The following is a 1,728-nucleotide window of genomic DNA, read 5'->3' as shown; positions in this document are numbered from 1 at the left end:
TTGTTTCGTTTGAGTCTTCAAGGTTAGTTAGCATGCGAAACTCAGTATTCTCTTTTGAAGATAAAGCGGAATTTTGGAAAATATACCAGTTAAATCTTTTGTCTTGACCCATCAAGTAGATTAGTTTGGTTGATACTTCAGTGTCCTGTGTAATCACCAGACCTATGTTGGTTAGGGCAATATTTGCAGTAGCTACAGCCTTTGAGTTGTATCTTTCCCATTGAACTTTTAACAGACTGCTTTGTGCAATGGATTGAATGACCTGTTTGTTAGATAGGGCCAGATTTAACTGAGACAGTGCGACTCTTCGACCACCGTACCAATATTGTGGTACGGAGTTAAGGGCATATTGTTGGATCATATTATCGTTTAGGGAGCGCAGAACTTGTTTCTCTGGGCCTGCACATGTAGGGGCTTTTCTGTTTATAACTGATTCTATTACAGCGGTTTCTGAGGGTGAATCACAATGAAACAAGAGATCAACAGTTTGTTTGCTGGCATCACCTAAAATAGGTGCCCAAAAAAGATATACATTATAGTTGGCTAGTCTTTCCCGTTGTGCAAGAGCCTTGATACAGTGAGGGCATCTAGGGTCGTTAAAAGCAATTAGACTTGGTTTATTTGCTTGCCATTCGTTTAACAGAAATGCGGAGTGGACTTTATTATCGGGAATTAAGTGTTGATCTGCTTGTAATGGAAAAGATACAACCGAAGAGAGACAAAACATTAAAAACGTGTAAAACCAATGACTCATGATTGTGGCTCATTGAGCGGTTTCATTTTTTCCAGTGCAGTGGGTAATATCAGCACATTATACTTATCCATAAGGGCTGCTATCTCGGTTTCTAATTCTTTTTTTGCAGCTGGATGTTTCAAATTATCGTTGTACTTAAGCATTAACACTTCTAATTCTTGTTTTGTCTGGGCAAGTTGTTGCTCTCTTTTCACTTCCTCTACTTTGGGTAGTTGTAAGGCAGATTGTTCTACACCTTTATTCTGTATAGTCGTCGATTGTGAGACACTTTTAGTTTCTGACCTGTCTACTGCTCGATGCTCATCTCTTGCTGGTATTTCTTCATTTTGTTGCTGAGAAATAAATATTGCCGTAACAAATAGCAATGCAATCAATATTCCGATTAGTATCTTCATTTTGCCTTATTACTCCGTGGTGAAGTAGTAGTCTCCAAAATAGTTTTGATTACCTGCTAAATCAAAAATATTCCAGCGTATCTCGATCCGATGCCGATTATTATTGGCCAAACTGACGTCGGGATTAAAGGTTAATTGATCTCCTACAACAGAGACAACTCCGGGAATTAGTTGGCCGGCAGCGTTAAACAGCCGCACTACATTTGTTGCACCAATGGTTTCTGAGAAAACAATTACAATATTACTGTCGACAGCTATATTCATCGCATTGGATAGAGGAGTAATACTTGTGATCGTAGGTTTTGTTAGATCCGCAGATGCATCGCTTCCTGTGGTAAAATCTAAGGCATCTCCTGACAGACTATTGCCGGCATAGTCACAAAGCCCTGTAAATTCAAGCGTATAAGTGGTGTCGGTGTCTAAATTAGTGAATGGCTGCACTGTAATTATTTTACGATCCGCAGACAAGGAGATCGTGGTAACCATGTCACTGACACCGTCGGTTAAATTAATATTACGATAACAGTTATCACCTAAGGGCTCATTCAAGGTCAGGGTTATGTCTGGGTTAACTGGAAT

At 39.6% G+C, this 1,728-nt stretch carries 3 protein-coding genes; all 3 read right to left on the bottom strand.

What is annotated here, in order from left to right:
• A partial coding sequence (locus CXF95_RS26125; RefSeq protein ID WP_198556712.1) for a hypothetical protein occupies positions 1-754 on the bottom strand: 754 nt, incomplete at its 3' end.
• On the bottom strand, positions 751-1,149 hold the full coding sequence (locus CXF95_RS26120) for a hypothetical protein (protein WP_101201394.1): 399 nt from the start codon (positions 1,147-1,149) through the stop codon (positions 751-753). The genes CXF95_RS26125 and CXF95_RS26120, both read right to left, overlap by 4 nt.
• Before the next feature lie 9 nt (positions 1,150-1,158).
• Positions 1,159-1,728, bottom strand: a 570-nt coding sequence (locus tag CXF95_RS26115; RefSeq protein ID WP_157828255.1) for an Ig-like domain-containing protein, incomplete at its 5' end; no start/stop codon positions are given.

The organism is Paraglaciecola sp. MB-3u-78 (assembly GCF_002835935.1).
Taxonomy (GTDB): Bacteria; Pseudomonadota; Gammaproteobacteria; order Enterobacterales; family Alteromonadaceae; genus Paraglaciecola.
The sequence above is the reverse complement of the archived record's forward strand: the minus strand, read 5'-3'. Positions and strand labels throughout refer to the sequence as shown.